Source organism: Chitinophaga sp. CC14 (assembly GCF_048957795.1).
Lineage (GTDB): Bacteria > Bacteroidota > Bacteroidia > Chitinophagales > Chitinophagaceae > Chitinophaga > Chitinophaga ginsengisegetis.
This window is the reverse complement of the sequence record NZ_JARBFY010000003.1, coordinates 999,658-1,015,459: the sequence shown is the minus strand read 5'-3', so window position 1 is coordinate 1,015,459 and position 15,802 is coordinate 999,658. Positions and strand designations below refer to the sequence as shown.

The window sequence follows — 15,802 nt, the reverse complement described above, 5'->3', positions numbered from 1 at the left end:
AAGATTAACGGGTTTTACCTGCACAAATGCATCGGATCGCCCGCCGGATAACTGAAGGTATTGCGGACTACCCACCTGGCTTTGTAGATCTTCCAGCCCTTTTGGATAAACAGCCGCTTACCTTTGGCATCCAGCACCTCATCCGTCCACCAGGATTCTTTTGGCCGGATCACAATGGTGGGAAGGCCGTCCCCGGCGGATGAAACGCATTTAATGTTGTCCTGCAACACATCTGCCTTCGTGAGCTTTTGGGTAATAACATCAAATTTATATACGTTGGTGGTGTTGGTCAGCCATAGCTTATTTTCGCCATATACCGGAAAGAGATCATGTGCTTCTGTTCCGGGAAGGGAAAAAACAGTATCCTGTACCAGGTCCGGCGCATTGCAGTTGAAGTTATACCTGAATGAATGCATATGTTCCCTGGCGGCAGACCAGAGTCTTTGCTGCTTCGCATCCCACACCACATTATGCCCGAAATCAATAGGTATTTTTTTCGTATATACGTTATCGGGGAAATGAACGGTATCTGTTTTAAACACCATCAGGTAGTTACCGGTGCTGGAAGCGCTCACTATATTACCATCCGGCAACAGCTCAACAGAATGGGTATTACCGCCAGCATAAGCATAAAACACCGTTTTCTTATCTGCTACCCGGATCAGCGCCACGCCGCCGCCAGAGGCATTCATTAACACATACTCGTTGTTATATACCATTTTGGCGTCGCTGGGATTGCTGAACCACTTTACATGCGCCGGCTGTACATTGGAGTTTTCCGGCTTCCATTCCCAGATTACTGTGCCGGCAGGCATTGTTGCTATTACAATCCGGTGCTGCGACTGCTCCGCTATTACCATGCATTGATTACACGCCGCTACAGATGTATCCGGGTTATTTCTACTTTTGCCGGAAGCGGCAGTGGCCAGCAAACAAATCATGGCGGCCAAAAAGGATCTTCTTTTCTTCATTGTTAGTAAGATATATCACCACGTTTGGCTGTGGCGCCACATAATTACAATTTTTTCCGGGGAATAAAAAGGATCTCCCGGCATGCAATTGCCCCATTTTTCTTACTTTCAATATATGAAAACACCTTACATATTACTGGCGCTTGGCGCAGGTATCTTTGCATCCTGCCAACAACAGGGCCAGCAGCAGCAAACCAACGTTGTAAAAGATTCATTACCACCGGTGGTGGAAAAAGAGAAATCCAACCATTGCTTCGAAAAAGTACTCGGCCGGGATACCATCCAGCTCAGGTTAACGATGCACGACAGCGTAGCTACCGGCACACTGGTATATAATTATTTTGAAAAAGATAAAAATACCGGTGAATTTAATGGCCTTATCAGCAACGGCATCGTTCGCGGAAAATATGTTTTCTTCAGCGAAGGCGTGGAAAGCTCCCGCCAGGTGATCTTCAAAATATCCGACCACGAAGCATATGAGGCGTTACCCGACAGTATCGACCACCAGGGATTACCGGTGTTCAATACCCGGAATGAAGCGCTGAAATTTGATAATATCCCATTGGTGGAAGGCGCGTGTAAATAACGCGCCGTTCCTCCTATTTCTTCATCTCCGCGATCCATTGCCGGATCAATTCCACTCCTTCCGTATGCACCACCGTACGCGCCAGTTCCGGCATAGCAGTACCCGGTTCCACACTGTTCATGCGGTAAGCCAAAATAGAATGCAACGGGTCGCCGGGGATCACGTCGTAATCCAGTCCGCCGGCGCCACCACCCGCAGAAACGGGCGACTTCATTATGCCAAGATGATCCGGGGTAGTTTGTTCATATTCCAGGAATAAACCGGTATTGAATGCATCGCCACCTTTGGTGTGACAGTGCGCGCAGTTTACGTCAAGATAAGCACGGGCGCGTTCATTCACAGTGTAATGAATACTATCCTTCCAATCGGGCAGCTGCGGCACCTTATCCAGTGAAGGCATTCCCGCCAGCAAACCATTGGCGGCCCATTGCTGCAGCTGGTTCTGCGTTTGCCCGTGGCGCACAAAATTAAGATTGCGTGCTTTGGGACCAATAGGCGTAAGCACACTGTTATTAATATGACAGCGTTTACAATCATTGGTGTTAGGCATCTGGTACAGGGTAGATTGCTGATGCCCGTTGTCGTCCAGGAAAGTGATAGGGATCTTTTTTCCCAGGATCCATTTCTCTGCGTCCTGCTGATTGTTGTTCCAGAGATAGTTCATCACTTTCCACTGCTGGTCTGCCGGATCTTTGAACAGCAGGCGCGTTTCTATCATGATCTTTTCATGCGCCGGGTTGGTATACGCAAAGTTTTTAATGATAAAAGTAGAATCCGGAAAATCGAGGGCGCCATGATCTGTGTAACCAGCCGTTTTCCCTTCCGGTAATACAATGAAGCGGTCTTTCACCGCATAGTCGGTGAACAGTGGCGTCACCAGTTCATAATTCACTACGCCTTTACGCGGTTGCAGGGCTTTGAGCGCGCCGGTAAAAAATCCGTATTCAGATAATTTTTGTTTAAACTGGAACGGACCCGCGGGCGCAGACCGTTGCTGACAGCTCTGCGTGGCGGCAATCCATAAAATTAAACACATCACCAATAAACAAGACTTCCTCATCTCCCTAAAAAAATTTAATAAAAACACTATTTACATACATAAGGCGTAACATCGGTACTGGGCTTCCAGTTTTTCGATGTCATGTTCATGGCATCCACATTTACAAATAAATTAGGCCCCGTTTGCCGGATGCAGAGCGAATCAGGATTCACAGCCGTACCTTTTGTAAGAATGTTGGTGGTAATACCATCATAGGTAATGAAAGGCAGGCGGGCATTTTTACGCGCGGGATCATCTGCATTTAATTTCTGTTCTATGCCCACCAGGATCTTCCCGGTATGATGCTCATATACGGCCGGCGGGAAAGCGGCGCCCACTTCCATGATGTTGTCATGTATATGCACATTGCGGGGAATCGGGAAATAGTGATCATTGATTTTGTCGCCTGCTTTTTCATCTATAAAAAAACCGGATACCACAGAAATAGCGCTGGAGTTATTATTGATGATGCGGTTGTTGTACAGCTCTATATCAGACGCTGCGAGGATCACCACACCACTGCCGGGAGCGGCGTTGCCCACACCCCAGGTAGAACCGAAGCTGCCGGATTTGGCAAAGTTCTTTTCGTTGTTGTCGTGCATATAGTTGTTGTATGCCTTTACAAAACCGCCGCGTTTCGACAGGTCGGGCAAATCAAAAATGAGGAAGCCGGCGGTATTGCCCCAAAACTCATTATCGTATACCTGCGCATGCGAAGTATTTTCTATTTCGCAGCCGGCCACGTTTTTAAATGCCTTGCATTTACGCACGATGGCGCTGTCGGTTTGTCCTACGTAGATGCCGGCGTCAGAAGCGCCCTGGGCATAGCAGTTTTCTACCAGCACGTCTTTACACATCACGGGATAAATGGCGTATCCGCCGCTGGTGGAATCGGACACGGACCAGATGGCATGTACATTGGTCACCACTACCCTTTCGCTTTTATTAATCTTGATCAGATCCCCTTTGGAGTCGCGCAGGGTAAGGCCATCGATAGTAAAGCCTTTTACATCCGTTACCCGGATACCTTCCCCACCCTGGCTCTGGGCCGAAAAGTCGAAGATGGTTTTATCCGGACCGGCGCCCTGGATCAGGATATGATTTACCTGCGCAATGCTGAGGTTATCAAATTTATATGTCCCTTCTTTTAGGGTGATACTGCTGCTGTCTTTTAGCGACAGAAAGGCTTCCGCAATTTTTGTTTCCTCGCCGGGACCAAACTGAAGCCGGGTTTTATACCCGCTTTTCTCCTGTACATCCGGACCCTGGCAGGCTGCCAGCAGGGCAATCAATAACAAACAGATAGGATATCGTTTCATATTTGAAATATTTATTTAGATAAATCAGAAAACATTGTAAGCGAAGGTGACGTAGTACATACCTCCGATGGCCGGGCTGCCAAAGCCATTTCTGTAGTAAGTATTGGTGAGATTTACCCCACCCAGTTTAATCGTGGAATGCGCCTGCAGGAGCCGGTAGCTCACCTGTGCATCAATGACTGCCGAGGCGGGTACCGTACCGCTGCCAAAACCAATCTGGTAGAAATAGGCCGGTCTGTAACGAAAGGTAGTATTAAATGAGAATCTTTCCTTCTTACCAAAGCCGGTATTTCCAAAATCCACGTTGAATTTATAGTTGGGCGTATTGAAATTATTCACCTGGCTGTTATTCCTGTTTTTCAGGAAATCGGAAGAGAAGTTCACCTTTGCGAGGAAGTGGTGCGACAAATCCACGCTCACACTGGCGGCATAGCCATAGGTATTCACTTTTTCCGCGCCATTGTACGCAATATTATACTGGATATAGGTGCCATGATCCAGGAAGGCGTTGGGATCTGCCGTACCGGGGGTGTTGGCCACATTTACATAGCCGATGAAATTTTTCCAGGTAGAATAATAACCCAGCACGTCTATCAGCACCCGGCCGGCGATGAGGGACGAGTAACCTAACTCGAACGCATCTACGGACTGCGGTTTAATGTCATTCAAAGCAAACTGTTTCAGGTCGGCGGGGTTCTTTGTGCGCTGGAAGGAATCCACGCTTTCCAGCGTATAGGCCGGGTATTTATTAAACTGGTATACGCCGTTGAGCAGCCTGTCGGAGCCGCCGGAAGCGAAGCTGTTGTAATCCACCGGGGTGCTTTGGAGCGACTGGATATTAGACGGAAAGCTATACGCATTCTGGTACGAGAAGCGGATAAAGCTTTCCTTGTTTACTTCCAGCACGGCAGATACCCGGGTAGTGATACGCGGTTTGGCGAACAAGGTATTTTTATCGTACCGGAAGGCGGCCGCCAGGCTCAGTTTCTCGCGGATTACTTTTTTGGTGAGATGGGCGTATGCGCTGTACTCCGCCACATCAATGGGGCTGTCGTTATCCGGGAACAGGGTGCCTTTGGAATCCAGCCGGTAAAGACGGTAGTTCAGTCCTGCAATCAACTCTGCAAATTTTACCAGGTGCGTAAAATTATACTGGGTTTCTGCATTAAACAGGCGGCTTTTATCGGTGAACAGGGTACCTCCTTTTGAGGTGGGGATGTTGGAGATACTGTCTTTCAGATGCAGGAACTGCGCGCTGCCGGCGTCGGGACGTCCCTGATCAGCGAATGTCCTGGCCAGGTTGCTGGCATCGATATAGCTTTGGCCCTGCGACATGGCTTCGAGCAAAGCGCTGGTATACTGCGGGTACCAGCCATCGCCGGTGTTGCCGTCGTAGCTGGGCTTCCAGGCTTCGTTGATCAGCTGCGCCGTGGGCATGGCAATAATGGTACGACCCGAATTTTCGCGGGAAGTATAGGCCCGTACAAACCAATGCTCTGCTTTTAATTCAGCGCGGTATTGTCCCAGGTGGAAGTCTTTGAGTGCATAGCGGGTATCATTGCTGTATACCGCGTTGCCTTGCCCGTAGGTACCGGACACGATAGCTTCCAGCTTCGGTTTAATCTTATAACGCAGTTCCACATTGGCTTTGAACATTTTGGCATCGCTGCTCAGGTAGCCGTATTCGGGGTAGCCGGTGCGGGCTACCATATGCCTGCCTTCCGCGAGCATGGGCGAAATGATAGGTTCCAGTTCCGGCACCTGCGCCAGGGCCCCTTCCAGGAAAGGGTTGATGTCTACAGATGTTTTGCTGCCGTAAATATTTACACCGTTATAGTTAGGGTCCTGCCTGGGGCCACCGGGACCATTGGTGTTGGTGGTATCGTTCGCCATCCAGTCTTTCGCCTGGGTGTATTGCACATTTATTTTAAAGGCGAACTTGTCGTTTACCTTTTTGCCCCAGCGCACGGTCCAGTCGTAGTAAGGCGATGGGCCCAGCGGATCGTTGGCCTTCCCTTTTTTAACGTGATTCACCCCTTGCGTGATCTGCGCGCTGAGGCCCTGGTATTTGAAAGGGTCCTTGCCGGTCATCACCATTGTGCCATTGAGGCCGCGGGAGCCGTATAAGGCGGACGAGGCGCCGGACAACACTTCGAGGTTGTCCACATCCAGTTCCGTGAGGCCAATAATAGCGCCGATGGGGAAGTTGAGACCGGGCGCCTGGTTGTCCATTCCATCCACAATCTGGGTGAAGTTGGTGTTACCGCTGGTATTGAAACCGCGGGTGGTAATGGTGGTGAACAGGAGGCTGGAGGTGGTAACATCCACGCCTTTGAGGCCCTGCAGCATATTATAGTAGCTGGGCTGCGGGGAGTTGATGATGTCTTTGCTGCTGATCCTTTCAATGGTAACCGGGGATTCTATTTTCTTTTGTACAAACCGGCTGGCAGAAACCACCACTTCTTTTCCCAGTACCGATGCGGGCGACAGCTCAATGCGCTGGAAGCCGGGACCGGAAATGATGATTTCTTTTGTTTCAAAGCCTACCGATGACAGTATAAGGGTAACAGGATAATTTTTCCGGGTGGAGAATTTGAAGTTTCCCTGGTCGTTGGTATAGTCGCCGTTCTGTGCTTCCTTCATGGTAACGGAAACAACGGGCACTACTTCCTGGGTAACGCTGTTACGAACGTTGCCCGAAATCACAATCTGTGCATTAACCGTAAGGCATACCCCAAACAGGCAAACCATACTTATAATTATGGATCTTAACATCGGCAGGTGGGATTTAGATGGCTTGGTTGTGTATCATTTTATCGCCTTATGGGCATAGCGATATTACCAAAATACCGGGACGGAAAGTATTGGTACCATTGACTTTGGGGCGAAACCGGGGCTATTGGGGGTAAAAATCAGGACGTGGGGGCGAATCTTTCCTGGAAGGCGGTTAAACAGGTAGCCGATACCGGCACACTGATGTCATTAAGACCTTCCAATTCCAGGTAATGTCCTTTTGTATTTTTCTTAAAAAGAACCACTTTGGAAATGTTTACCAGGTAAGACCGATGTGCGCGCACAAAATTATCGGGCGACAGGTACGATTCCAGTTTCTTCAGGGACGTTCTGATGAGTTCTTTGCTGATCGTATTTCCGGAGATATAAAAAACCTGCACATAGTTATCTTCTGCTTTCATGAGCAGTAACTTCCCAGGGTGCAGGGTGAGTACGGGTTTATCATGTTCGTCACGGATCAGGATACAGGGATCACCGGTTTTGGTCACCTGTTCTTTTTCCAGGCTTTTGAGCTGGGCCATCTTCTCCCTGGTAAAAAACCACAGGAGGGAGATGCAGTAAGGCAGCGGTAAAATAAGGGCGATATAACGAAGGGTGGTGATAAACTCCGACCAGGTGAGGAAAAAAGTATCTGTGAGGGTTACATCCACAATGGTAACCATAACGGCCACGCCTACAATTTCACCCAGGAACCAGCAGAGGTAAGTGGCGTTGGTGAGCTTGCGGCGCCATTTTAACCGGGCCAGCCCAAACTGTGAGATGGTAAGCACTACCACCCCGCATAAGGTAAATATGAGGAACAATGCCATCAGGGATAACTGTTGTCCTTCATACCACATATTAATATTAAAGGGCAGGAAGATATACATGAACAGGAAGCTGAAAACGCTGCAGAATGCGATCAGGGAAATCCTGTTGGCTACGGAATCCAGTAACGTAAAGCGGGGTTGCTCTGCAGTATACCGGGAAATGAGTGGCAAAGTAGGCAAGCTTTTCATGTAGTGGATGATTTACTTTAATTAAGTTAAGTAAAAAAGCCGGAATCCGGATGCAGTGAAGGTTAAAAACGGGGCTCCTCTCCTGGCTTCAGTTCTTTTCCCCGCAGCTTTTCGGCTGCAGCAAAAGCGTCGTCCGGCAATGCCTTGAAACCCTTGGGCGCTTTGGCCGCAGGTCCTTTGTAAATGCCGATGAAAGGCTTCGGGAAGGTTCTGCGGGTAACGGGGTCGGTCATACGAAAAAACTGCGGATACCAGCCCTGAACGGGGCTATTGTCCGGCAGCGGTTTTTCCGTCGCCTTATTCCTGTTGGCGAGTATAGCATCCAGGGAGATGTGACTGACAGCGGCTGCCGAAAAGAAATAAACTTTGCGCCCGATCAACCTGCCATTCTTTGCGCCCTTGAAAACACCGGCGTGGTGCCATTCTGTGGAAAATACGCTCAGTTCCTTTGCCGATATTTTAGTGTTGAATTGCTTCGACAGCAATATTGCTACTTCACCGGCTTTCAATAAACCCTTTGCTTCGGCATCCTGGTAATTCTCAGACTTTCCCTGCCGCAGGTAATCACTCCTTTTCATGCCGGAAAGATACAATTAAGTGATATAAAAGCAGGCCCACCAGTGAATAATGCGGTCTTTTCAATAATCTGGCATATGTGTTGATGTTACGGGGCGTATATCCCCAACGGTTCCGCCTGAAAAACTGATGGAATCATTCAAGGAACTGCATCATATCATCTTAAAACAAGAAAAATGGCAAACAAAAGTACTACCGGCAAGAAAGCGGCTGCTGCAAAAGCACCGGCAAAGAAAGCAGCTGCAAAGGCTCCTGCAGCCAAAGCACCTGCAGCTAAAGCGCCCGCTAAGAAGGCAGCACCAGCCAAAGCAGCCGCCACAAAACCAGCTGCCGCTAAAAAAGCAGCAGGCGCCTCTGCCGGTTCCGGTCTTAAAAAACCACTCACACCCTCTGCAGAACTGGCCGCTGTTATAGGTACCACGGCATTGCCAAGAACCGAGATCGTAAAAAAAGTATGGGATTACATTAAGAAGCACAATCTGCAGGATACTGCCAACAAACGCATGATCAATGCAGATGATAAGCTGAATAAATTATTTGGCGGAAAAAAGCAGATCTCGATGTTTGACCTGGCCAAAGTGATCAGCGTTCATGTAAAATAAATACCGGGCAAAATAAGGTTAACCGGCAATAAGAGGGCGCCTCCGGCTAAATACCGGAAGCACCCTGTTGTTATTTTATGCCCTCCCCGCTCAGGAAGCAGGTTCATATTTCATTCTCAGGATCTCTTCCTCAATATCCACCAGCTCATGATACTTCCGGATCAGCTCATGCGCCGTAGCAGGATCCTTGTTTAGCTCGTGCAATACGCTGCGCTGGTGATTCAGCATCTTCAGGTATACTTTCTTATATAAAAGATGGTCCACCCCTTCTATCTTATTGTGCATGGACACGGTTTTACGATGCTCCAGGTCTTCCCGCAGCTGTTTCAGCGCGGGATTTGCCTTTACCTCTTCAGGATAATGATTATCCAGGAAACGGATGCTTCCTTCCAGTAACCGGTCGCGGATAATCCGCTCCTGTTCTTCCACGGGGAGCTGTTTGTCCGGGTCTTCCATGTTCACCCATTTGATCACGAACGGCAACGAAAGCCCCTGTGCCACCAGCGTAAGCAGGATCACCGTAAAGGTGATGAACAGGATCAGATTGCGTTGCGGGAAAAGCGCGCCGTTATCCATGTATACCGGGATGGATAGCGCCGCCGCCAGCGACACTACTCCCCTCATGCCCGCCCAGCCTATGATAACAGGGCCTTTCCAGCCCGGCCGGCTATCGGCGGTAGTGATATACCTGCTGATAAAAACGGTGAATGCGGAGGCCGACAGCGTACAAAGCAGGCGGGTTACAATCAGCACCACGGTGATTATAACACCGTATTTAATAGCTTCCGAAAGACTCACAGTACCCAGTTCTTTGATGATCACAGGCAGTTCCAGCCCGATGAGCATAAACACCAGTCCGTTCAGCATAAATCCCAGCGTGGCCCATACATTGGCGCCCTGCAGCCGGCTCCGGTAACTCAGGATATGCTGGCTCCGGGAAGAGAGGAACAATCCGCCGCTTACAACGGCCAGTACACCGGAACCATGAAAATATTCGGCCGTAATATACATTACGTAAGGCGCTGTAAGAGTCAGGATCACATCCATCTCCGTACCTGTAGGCAGCCAGCGGTGAACGGCATAATATAACAACGCCACCAGCAAACCAACGGCAATACCCATCACAATGGCCACCACAAAGCCCGTTGCCGCTTCATGCAATACAAATACACCGGTGGTTACAGCCGTTCTGGCAAAGGTGAACACAATCAAACTGGAAGCGTCGTTCATCAGGCTTTCCCCTTCCAGGATGGCGGAAATCCTTTTCGGTACTTTCACGTATTTCAGGATGGTAGTGGCAGATACCGCATCCGGCGGCGATACAATACCGCCCAGCACAAAGCCCAACGCCAGCGAAAATCCCGGGATCAGCGCATGCGATACCACCGCTACTACGCCGGAGGTAACAATCACGATTAAAAAAGCAAAAATGGAGATCACCCGCCGCCATCGCCAAAGTTCTTTCCACGACGTATACCACGCCGCTTCATATAATAATGGCGGCAGGAAAATCAGCAGGATCAGTTCGGGGTTGATTTCAATGGAAGGAAAAAGCCTCAGCATGCTGAGGCCCAGTCCGCCGAGCACGAGAATGATCGGATAAGCGATTTTCAGCTTCTGCGCAATCATCACCAGGACCAAAATAAAAAAGATCAGTAAAATGTGTTGGATAACGGTAGTGAGCATACTAAAGATTCTGGTTCTTAAATTTCTTTCTCAAGTTAATATGTTTTCCCGATACCATAAAGATGTCTTCTCCCCTGTAATGCACCGTTTTCGGGTACTTCGGATAAACAGCCGCGCGGGCGCTCACCACTTCCAGGATAAAGAAATTGTATCCTTTCAGGAGTTGCGTATCGGCCACCCTGCATTCATAGTTCGCATAGCACTCCTTTATCAACGGCGCTTTCACCATGTTTCCTTCCTCTTCCGTAAGACCGAATTTCCGGAACTTATCCAAATGAGCGCCGGTGGTGTTGCCGATACCTACGATCTCTTCTACCAGGTGAACAGTAGGAATATTGATCACACACTCGCCGCTTTTCCGGATCATCTCATAACTGTGATTGGCGGCAGTGATCATACATCCTATCAGCGAAGGGGAAAACTCCATCACGGTATGCCACCCCATCGTCATGATGTTGGTGTGGTTTTTCCAGCGGGAACTGACCAGCACAATGGGACCGGGTTCCAGGAATCTGCGGATCTCCGCTACCGGCAAATCTGCCTTTTTGTAAGCTCTTCTCATAACAGGCTGTTTGGATGCAGGGCTGCAATAATCATACACAACAATGGCCGCCACACATTGTTGACCTGCAGTGGAAGATCGTTAATCCTATCAAGCAAAGGAAGATCTTCGCCGCTGCGTTTATTCTTATTAAATTAGAAGACAGGCGCATCCGCCTGTTATTAATAAACCCATGACATCAAAGACATTTATATCCGTCATTTTCACCGGCTTTCTTCTTTTCATCCATCATTCATTACCGGCGCAGCAAACCGATGCAAGGCGCCTCCTGAATAATGTTCCCCTGGTAATGCTGCCGGCGGCTCCGGATGGTGCGGGTTTCACCATCCCTTTAAATGAAAAACCAACCGTTATTGCCACGGCGCCCGAAAAAGAAACAAAGCAGCACTTCCCTGTTATCATCAGCTCCCGGCTGGATAAAGGCCGGATACTGATTATAGGGTCTGATCAATATTTTAAAAAGCCCCTGTTAAAGGATAAGCACATACAGCAGTTGCTGCGGAATTCAATTGCATGGGCTGCCAATAGCAACAGCAAAACCATCCAGGTATGGGGCAGCAACAGCGATCTTCCATCATTTTTACATCTCCTGAAAGGATATAAAAATATAGCCGATACCGTTAGTATCAACCCGTCAACCGGCATTATTATCCTGACGCAGGAAATTACCGATACCGTTAAAAGAAATAACCTGGAAGCATTTGTAAGAAAAGGAGGCGCCTTAATATTTGGTTCTCCTGTTAACAGCATTTTAAACCAGCAGAAAATCAATTATTTTGACATGGGCTTAAACCAGCTTTTTATTAAAGCAGGTATGTTTCATGTTACCTCGACGCTGAAACCGGAAGATAAAAAAGGAACGCTGACGACCAGTTCCATTCCTGCTTACGTTAATATTTCTTCCTTACTGGCCGCATTTAGAACACCCGGATTTATACCCGCAGCTGCGGAGGCAGACAGCTACAGCAGTACCATCGCCAACTATTTGTTTAATAACCCCGATACCACTGCTATATCAAATGAAATCAGGGCAATGTTTGGGAACCGGCAGGAGCCTGTCATTCCATCTCCCGCACATCCTCTCTGGAAAGAGGATGTAAAAAAACGGCTCACCTACCACGTGCAAAACTACCTGGAAATGCAACGCCAGCAAGGACATACCGACACCGGGTATATCCATCCTGCCAGCAAAATATTTCCCGGAGAAGTGAGTAAAACCGCCCAAAGAGTGAACGAGCAGGTAGTGATCCCTATAAAAAAAGGCACACAGGGTTTACTGGAACCGGACGGCGTTTTTTACCGGTGGCACAGCACCGGCTTATATGTGGCTGCCGGCGGCACCGTAACTATTACCATTTCCCCCGGCTGTATTCCGCAACAGCTGAAAGCGCAGATAGGCGTACATGAAGACAATCTAAATCATATGGATTATTATGTGCGCCATTACGATAATCTGACGAAAACTTTTGAACTGGACCAACCCACTACTGCTATTTTTTCCCCGTTTGGAGGACTGCTCATGATTAAAGTGCCCGACACCAGTTCGCTGACAACAATTAACGTTCAGGTAAACGGAGCGGTTAAAAGTCCTTACTTCAAATCGGGCGTTACCAGCATGGCCGACTGGAAAAACACCATCCGCAACTACCCCGGGCCGTGGGCTGAACTGGCCACCGATAAAATTATTCTCACAGTGCCTTCCTATCGTATCCGTCAACTGGACGACCCTGAAAAACTCATGAAGTTCTGGGATGAAGTTATGGACGCTGATGCCAGGCTCGCGGATATTGCTCCCGACAGGGTTCATCCGGAAAGGATTATTATTGATCAACAGGTGGCATTCGGTTATATGTACACGGCGCCGTATAAAATTGTGGCGCCCGACGATGAAAGCTGCACCCTGATGCTGGATGAGGCGCAGCTCCGCAGCAAAGGCTCCTGGGGACATTTTCATGAACTGGGCCACCGCCACCAGTTCTGGGGCATTGATTTCAGCGGGCTCGGAGAAGTAACGGTAAACCTCTACACCATGTACGTATACGACCAGGTACTGCATAAAGGACTTTATAATCATGAAAATATCAGCAGCAGGCAGGCCGTTATTGATGAAGTGAAGCACTACATGAAAGGCCAGCCCGGCTTCGACAAATTTTGCGAAGACCCGTTTCTCGCCTTAAAAATGTACATCGAAATAATTGAACAATTCGGGTGGCAGCCGATTGCCGAAGTCTTCAAAAAGTACCGGTCACTACCCGCCTCACAATACCCTGTATCAGAGGCAGACAAAAGGGATTACTGGTTTACGTGCATCAGCGCCGCCACGCAAAAAGATCTTTCCCTCTTCTTTGAAAAGTGGCAGGTACCTGTTACTGAAAATGCGAAGAAAGCAGTAAGTAGTTATCCCCCGTGGTTACCGGAAGAACTCAGGTAAATATTTTTACTGTTGATTTCTCCGGAAACTTTCGGGTGTCATGCCGGCATTTTTACCAAAGAAGGTGACGAAATACGAAGCGCTTTCAAACTCCAGTTCTTTGGCTACTTCCGCCACCGACAACCCGGTGTAATGCAGCAGGCGCTGTGCTTCCAGCGTGATCCTTTTGCGGATCAGCTCTCCGCTGGACAGCCCGTTGTATTCCCTGCACAGTTTATTCAGGTAGTTAGTGGTGATATTTAATTGCCCCGCGTAAAAAGAAGGGGTTTTATGCTGTATGAAATGCTCTTCCAGCAATAATTTGAACTGCCGCAGTTTTTCTTCTTTATTACTCTTCCGCTCAATTCCGGTGGAAGGGTTGAAATGCCTGTCGAGGTTACAAAGCAGGATATTCAGGTACGACCGCAGCACGTTACCGGCGCCTTTATCCCGGCCATAAAATTCCTGATGCATAAACCGGGTGATCTGGTTCCATTCTGTTGCTTTGTTTTCTTCCAGGCATACTTCGTGTATGCTTTCTTTGTTCAGGAAAGAAAAGTTGAGCAGTACATTATTGTTATATCTCAGGGAGAAAAAACTTTCTGTAAAGCAGATCACGTTACCGCGGGCGGTGTTGTTAATATGTATGCTGCATATGCTGCCGGGTTTCACACAAATGATTTTCGGATGATCCAGCCGGATAACAGTGCCGTCAATTACCGCGGTGCCGTGTGCGCTTTCGATGCACAGCAGCATGTAGAACATTTGCCTGTGGGGCTGTTCCAGCAGCGGGTACTTTTCAGGTATACATCCGAGGCTGCCTATCCAGAAAAAATCATTACCGGTGTCAAACATGTCAGCAGATAACACAGCTATTTCGCTGGATTTCATACTCATGTAGTAGCTTAATGATGTTGAACGTAAGAGGAGGAATTACGCCATAGTAGCGGGAGGCCGGAATACCTGCCTGATAAGCAGTTGGGGAAAGCAGGGCGACTGGTAATCGCAGAAGGTGACGAAGCTTTCAGTCGATATGGGTTTTACCGGGGCAAGATCGTATTGCTGGCAGAAGAGGGTGATTTCTTTGAGCCGGAGGCCTGTGGTGTTTTCGGGTTTATCGTTTTCTTTTATTTTCTTTTCCAGGAAGCAGGAGCCTTTACAAACCGGGATGAGGTCGAACCGGTTGATACAAAGTTCGGAGGCGATATAGTTCCTGTTAAGATAAAATGCGGCTACTATCCAGCAGTTACCGGTGCTTTGTAAAAGCATGATACACAAAAGCCATATGGATAGTATTCTTTTCAATTTTCTTTTAGTAAGATGTTAATATCGTTTATCAGCCGGGTTGTTTCCTGCGGGTCTGTGCCGTTATATACCCCGCGTATGTGCCGGGCTTTATCCACCAGCAGGAGTCCGCCGCTGTGTACAAAGCCCCCGGGAGCGGTGCTGTCTTTATACGCCGTGGAAAAATATCCCTTTTCTGCCAGGCGGTAAATGGTATCCTGGTTACCGGTAACAAAGCGCCATTTGGGACCTGTCACCTCCAGGCTGGCTGCATATGCCTTCAGCCGCGGGATGGAGTCGTCTTCCGGATCAATGGTGTGCGACAGGAAGCGAATGCCATCGTTTGCTTTAAAGGTGTTGTACACTTTCTTCATCTCCACAGTCATCTTCGGGCATATATTGGGGCACGACAAAAAGATAAAATCCGCCACGTAGATCTTCCCGGCAAAGGACTGTTCATTTATGGCCAGACTATCCTGGTCAGTAAACGAAAACGGCGGGACGACCGGGTAAATGGTGTCATACACCGTTTTCCCGTTATCCTGGCGCGCTGTTACCGCGGGCTCACCCAGTATAGGCAGCTTTTTCGCCGACGATGCACATCCGGATACCAGTAAAGCAAGCAGGAGCATCTTCTTCATTATTTCATGACAATTGTGTAAGCCGCCGGCTTTAATAAAAAGCTATCCTTGCAGGCGGAGGAGCAAAATCCGAGAACGGCGCCCTGATAATGTGCAGTATCATAAATCCCTGCCTTGATGGGCATCCTGCATACGGGATCTCTCCGGTTGGCCACGAGCGAGGTATCGTACTGAACTTCCTCCGGGGTTGCCGCCATTGAGGAATCCCTCGTTTCGTGGCTGGTGTTGCCGCCGCAGGCTGCCAGTGCAGTTATTAAAAATAATCCTATATAAGCCTTCATGCCTGTTTATTTTTCATTACCAGCCGCAAAAATAGGGATTAAAATGAAGGGAGG

General features: G+C 48.6%; 15 protein-coding genes. 3 read left to right on the top strand and 12 right to left on the bottom strand.

The window, feature by feature from the left end; translation table 11 throughout:
• Positions 1-14: 14 nt before the first annotated feature.
• On the bottom strand, positions 15-971 hold the full coding sequence (locus PV783_RS14260; RefSeq protein WP_420988489.1) for a DUF6528 family protein: 957 nt from the start codon (positions 969-971) through the stop codon (positions 15-17).
• A gap of 115 nt (positions 972-1,086) precedes the next feature.
• On the opposite strand from PV783_RS14260, the gene PV783_RS14255 reads away from it, so the two are divergent.
• Positions 1,087-1,557 carry a hypothetical protein gene (locus PV783_RS14255; protein WP_133256216.1) on the top strand — a complete coding sequence of 157 codons (471 nt, stop codon included), beginning with the start codon at positions 1,087-1,089 and terminating at the stop codon, positions 1,555-1,557.
• 13 nt (positions 1,558-1,570) lie between these two features.
• Here the strand turns inward: PV783_RS14255 and PV783_RS14250 are convergent, their stop codons facing one another.
• The 5 genes from PV783_RS14250 to PV783_RS14230 form a co-directional block, all read right to left on the bottom strand.
• Entirely contained in the window at positions 1,571-2,617 is a 1,047-nt protein-coding gene (locus tag PV783_RS14250) for an SO2930 family diheme c-type cytochrome (RefSeq protein WP_079468227.1), read from the bottom strand.
• A gap of 26 nt (positions 2,618-2,643) precedes the next feature.
• Positions 2,644-3,915: a parallel beta-helix domain-containing protein gene (locus PV783_RS14245; RefSeq protein ID WP_420988488.1), complete on the bottom strand. Its 1,272-nt coding sequence runs from the start codon at positions 3,913-3,915 to the stop codon at positions 2,644-2,646.
• 24 nt (positions 3,916-3,939) lie between these two features.
• On the bottom strand, positions 3,940-6,690 hold the full coding sequence (locus PV783_RS14240) for a TonB-dependent receptor (protein ID WP_079468229.1): 2,751 nt from the start codon (positions 6,688-6,690) through the stop codon (positions 3,940-3,942).
• Between the two features lie 137 nt (positions 6,691-6,827).
• Positions 6,828-7,706, bottom strand: coding sequence for a LytTR family DNA-binding domain-containing protein (locus PV783_RS14235; RefSeq protein WP_420988487.1), 879 nt, complete (start codon positions 7,704-7,706; stop codon positions 6,828-6,830).
• A gap of 62 nt (positions 7,707-7,768) precedes the next feature.
• Positions 7,769-8,284 carry a hypothetical protein gene (locus tag PV783_RS14230; RefSeq protein WP_420988486.1) on the bottom strand — a complete coding sequence of 172 codons (516 nt, stop codon included), beginning with the start codon at positions 8,282-8,284 and terminating at the stop codon, positions 7,769-7,771.
• A gap of 174 nt (positions 8,285-8,458) precedes the next feature.
• Between PV783_RS14230 and PV783_RS14225 the strand changes: the two genes are divergently transcribed.
• Positions 8,459-8,884: an SWIB/MDM2 domain-containing protein gene (locus PV783_RS14225; protein ID WP_336386195.1), complete on the top strand. Its 426-nt coding sequence runs from the start codon at positions 8,459-8,461 to the stop codon at positions 8,882-8,884.
• A gap of 90 nt (positions 8,885-8,974) precedes the next feature.
• Here the strand turns inward: PV783_RS14225 and PV783_RS14220 are convergent, their stop codons facing one another.
• Positions 8,975-10,570 (bottom strand): Na+/H+ antiporter, encoded by a 1,596-nt coding sequence (locus tag PV783_RS14220; RefSeq protein WP_420988485.1) that lies wholly within the window; start codon positions 10,568-10,570, stop codon positions 8,975-8,977.
• A gap of 1 nt (position 10,571) precedes the next feature.
• Complete coding sequence (locus PV783_RS14215) at positions 10,572-11,132, bottom strand: flavin reductase family protein (RefSeq protein WP_420988484.1); 561 nt, start codon at positions 11,130-11,132, stop codon at positions 10,572-10,574.
• 172 nt (positions 11,133-11,304) lie between these two features.
• Here PV783_RS14215 and PV783_RS14210 point away from each other — a divergent pair, with 172 nt between their 5' ends.
• The gene (locus PV783_RS14210) at positions 11,305-13,563 is read left to right on the top strand and encodes a M60 family metallopeptidase (RefSeq protein WP_420988483.1); all 2,259 of its coding nucleotides are present in this window, start codon (positions 11,305-11,307) and stop codon (positions 13,561-13,563) included.
• 6 nt (positions 13,564-13,569) lie between these two features.
• Here PV783_RS14210 and PV783_RS14205 read toward each other — a convergent pair whose 3' ends face one another.
• Genes PV783_RS14205 through PV783_RS14190 form a run of 4 tightly spaced genes read right to left on the bottom strand, consistent with a single transcriptional unit; the run spans position 13,570 to position 15,748 of the window.
• On the bottom strand, positions 13,570-14,439 hold the full coding sequence (locus PV783_RS14205; protein ID WP_420988482.1) for an AraC family transcriptional regulator: 870 nt from the start codon (positions 14,437-14,439) through the stop codon (positions 13,570-13,572).
• 36 nt (positions 14,440-14,475) lie between these two features.
• On the bottom strand, positions 14,476-14,811 hold the full coding sequence (locus PV783_RS14200) for a hypothetical protein (protein WP_420988481.1): 336 nt from the start codon (positions 14,809-14,811) through the stop codon (positions 14,476-14,478).
• Between the two features lie 32 nt (positions 14,812-14,843).
• Entirely contained in the window at positions 14,844-15,467 is a 624-nt protein-coding gene (locus PV783_RS14195) for an SCO family protein (RefSeq protein WP_420988480.1), read from the bottom strand.
• The gene (locus PV783_RS14190) at positions 15,467-15,748 is read right to left on the bottom strand and encodes a YHS domain-containing protein (RefSeq protein ID WP_420988479.1); all 282 of its coding nucleotides are present in this window, start codon (positions 15,746-15,748) and stop codon (positions 15,467-15,469) included. The genes PV783_RS14195 and PV783_RS14190 overlap by 1 nt, the downstream gene beginning before the upstream one ends.
• Between the last annotated feature and the right edge of the window lie 54 nt (positions 15,749-15,802).